Source organism: Mesorhizobium sp. (assembly GCF_004962925.1).
GTDB lineage: Bacteria > Pseudomonadota > Alphaproteobacteria > Rhizobiales > Rhizobiaceae > Mesorhizobium.
Genome location: NZ_SUEO01000246.1, coordinates 1587 through 3817, shown reverse-complemented (window position 1 = coordinate 3817; position 2231 = coordinate 1587). Strand labels below are relative to the sequence as shown.

The window sequence follows — 2231 nt, the reverse complement described above, 5'->3', positions numbered from 1 at the left end:
TTTTCCCATAGTGGCGGTCGCCCACCGCCATCAGCCGCTCGCCGACATTGGCGCCGGCCGATACCGTCATGCGCAGCCCGTCGGCGGGGTTCTGATGGACAAAGCCCCAGTCGGTGCGCATCAGGAAGCGGCGCTCGGCCTCGCTCATGCGGTAGAGCTCGCGGAACTGGCCGTCGCGCATGCGGTAGCTGGCGGTGCCGGAGCTCGGCAGCAGCCGGGTCGACAGGCAGTCGAGCAGCGTCGTCTTGCCGGAACCGGATTCGCCGACCACCGCCAGCACCTCGCCCGGCCACAGGTCGAAGGTGACGTTCTCGCAGCCGACGCGCGAACCGTAGAATTTGGATAGCGCTGAAACGCGCAGCAGCGGTTCGTCGGTCATTGCGCCGGCTCCGTTTTTTCCAGGGCAAGAGGGGTCTCAGGCGCAAGGTGGCCGCGATGGCCTTGTTCGCGTCGCTTCTCGCAATGGTCGGTATCGGAGCAGACGAACATGTGGCCGCCATGGTCATCGAGGATAACCTCGTCGAGATAGACGTTCTCGGCCGCGCACAGCGCGCAGGGCTGATCGAAGGTCTGCACCTCGAACGGATGATCCTCGAAGTCGAGGCTGACCACATCGGTGAAGGGCGGCAGCGCATAGATGCGCTTTTCGCGGCCGGCACCGAACAGTTGCAAAGCCGGCGAACGGTGCATTTTCGGATTATCGAACTTCGGCGTCGGCGATGGGTCCATCACGTAGCGGCCTTCGACTTTGACCGGATAGGCGTAGGTGGTGGCGATGCGGCCATGCCTGGCAATGTCCTCGTAGAGCTTCACATGCATGAGGCCGTATTCCTCCAGCGCATGCATCTTGCGCGTCTCGGTCTCGCGCGGCTCGAGGAAGCGCAGCGGCTCGGGGATCGGCACCTGATAGACCAGCACCTGGCCCGATGTCAGCGGATGTTCGGGGATGCGGTGGCGGGTCTGGATGATGGTCGCCTTCGCCGTCTCGGTGGTGACAGCGACATTGGCGACCTTTTTGAAGAAGGCGCGGATCGAAACGGCATTGGTGGTGTCGTCGGCGCCCTGGTCGATGACTTTCAGCACATCCTCCGGGCCGATGATCGACGCGGTGACCTGCACGCCGCCGGTGCCCCAGCCATAGGGCATCGGCATTTCGCGCGAGGCGAACGGCACCTGATAGCCGGGAATGGCGATGCCCTTGAGGATCGCGCGGCGGATCATCCGCTTGGTCTGCTCGTCGAGATAGGCGAAGTTGTAAGTGGCGATGTCGGTCATGGCGATCACACCTGCCTTATGCTAGTGAATTGACTTCCAGGACACGGGAAACGGGACAAACCCTGATGACCTCTGCCGGATGGACGCATTTGGGAATTCTGCTGCTGGTATTTGTTGGCGCCGTCCTCTTTTTCCTCCGGCGCATGATTCTGCCCGCGCCAAAAGAAAGTGCGAGCGGTGAGACTATTGCTGGCAGCAAAGGGTTCAACGAGGCGCATAATGGCCACTACAGCGCTGGTCATGGTGGCGGCGGAGACGGCTGAAATCATTCCGCTGCCTCCCTTTTCTCTTCGGCTTTGCCGGCGTTTTCGCGAGTGTCATGCTCGGCGCGCATGCGGCGCACGAGGTCGAGCTCGGCCTGGAAGTCGACATAGTGCGGCAGCTTCAGATGCTCGACGAAGCCGGTCGCCTGGACATTGTCGGAATGCGAGATGACGAACTCCTCGTCCTGGGCGGCGGCGACGACGTCCTCGCCTAATTCGGTTGCACGAAGAGCGCGGTCACAGAGTGCCATGGCCATCGCCTTGCGCTCGCTCTGGCCGAAGACGAGGCCGTAGCCGCGGGTGAATTGCGGCGGCGCCTTGGCCGAGCCCTTGAACTGGTTGACCATCTGGCACTCGGTGACACGCACCGAGCCGAGCGGTGCAGCGAAGGGCAGCTCCGGCACATCGAGTTCCAGCTCGACCTCGCCGATGCGGACCTCGCCGACGAAGGGATGGTTGCGGGCATAGCCGCGCTGGGTGGAATAGCCGAGTGCGAGGAGAAAACCTTCGTCGCCGCGTGACAGCGCCTGCAGGCGGATGTCGCGTGCCATCGGGAATTCCAGCGGCTCGCGGGTGATGTCGCCGGGGACATGGTCCTGCGGCATGTCGCCATCAGGCTCGATCAGGCCTTCGCGGGCGAGGATGGCGGAAACGCGCGGCATGGCTTCCGCCTCGCTGGCGCGCTGCAGCGGC

Annotated in this window: 4 protein-coding genes; 1 reads left to right on the top strand and 3 read right to left on the bottom strand. The window is 63.7% G+C overall.

What is annotated here, in order from left to right:
* Together E5W87_RS30925 and E5W87_RS30920 are read right to left on the bottom strand one after the other, a co-directional pair.
* Nucleotides 1-379, bottom strand: a 379-nt coding sequence (locus E5W87_RS30925; RefSeq protein WP_292406373.1) for an ATP-binding cassette domain-containing protein, incomplete at its 3' end; no start/stop codon positions are given.
* Entirely contained in the window at nucleotides 376-1275 is a 900-nt protein-coding gene (locus E5W87_RS30920) for an alpha-D-ribose 1-methylphosphonate 5-phosphate C-P-lyase PhnJ (protein WP_292406371.1), read from the bottom strand. The genes E5W87_RS30920 and E5W87_RS30925, both read right to left, overlap by 4 nt.
* A gap of 65 nt (nucleotides 1276-1340) precedes the next feature.
* Here E5W87_RS30920 and E5W87_RS30915 point away from each other — a divergent pair, with 65 nt between their 5' ends.
* The gene (locus E5W87_RS30915; RefSeq protein ID WP_292406369.1) at nucleotides 1341-1538 is read left to right on the top strand and encodes a hypothetical protein; all 198 of its coding nucleotides are present in this window, start codon (nucleotides 1341-1343) and stop codon (nucleotides 1536-1538) included.
* Nucleotides 1539-1540: 2 nt separating this feature from the next.
* Here the strand turns inward: E5W87_RS30915 and E5W87_RS30910 are convergent.
* Nucleotides 1541-2231 (bottom strand): carbon-phosphorus lyase complex subunit PhnI (locus tag E5W87_RS30910; RefSeq protein WP_292406367.1); only part of this gene is annotated, 691 nt, incomplete at its 5' end.

Bases quoted from the DNA above. Each gene is read 5' to 3' on its own strand.
- E5W87_RS30920 (WP_292406371.1), bottom strand. From the start codon at position 1,275: ATGACCGACATCGCCACTTACAACTTCGCCTATCTCGACGAGCAGACC.
- E5W87_RS30915 (WP_292406369.1), top strand. From the start codon at position 1,341: ATGACCTCTGCCGGATGGACGCATTTGGGAATTCTGCTGCTGGTATTT.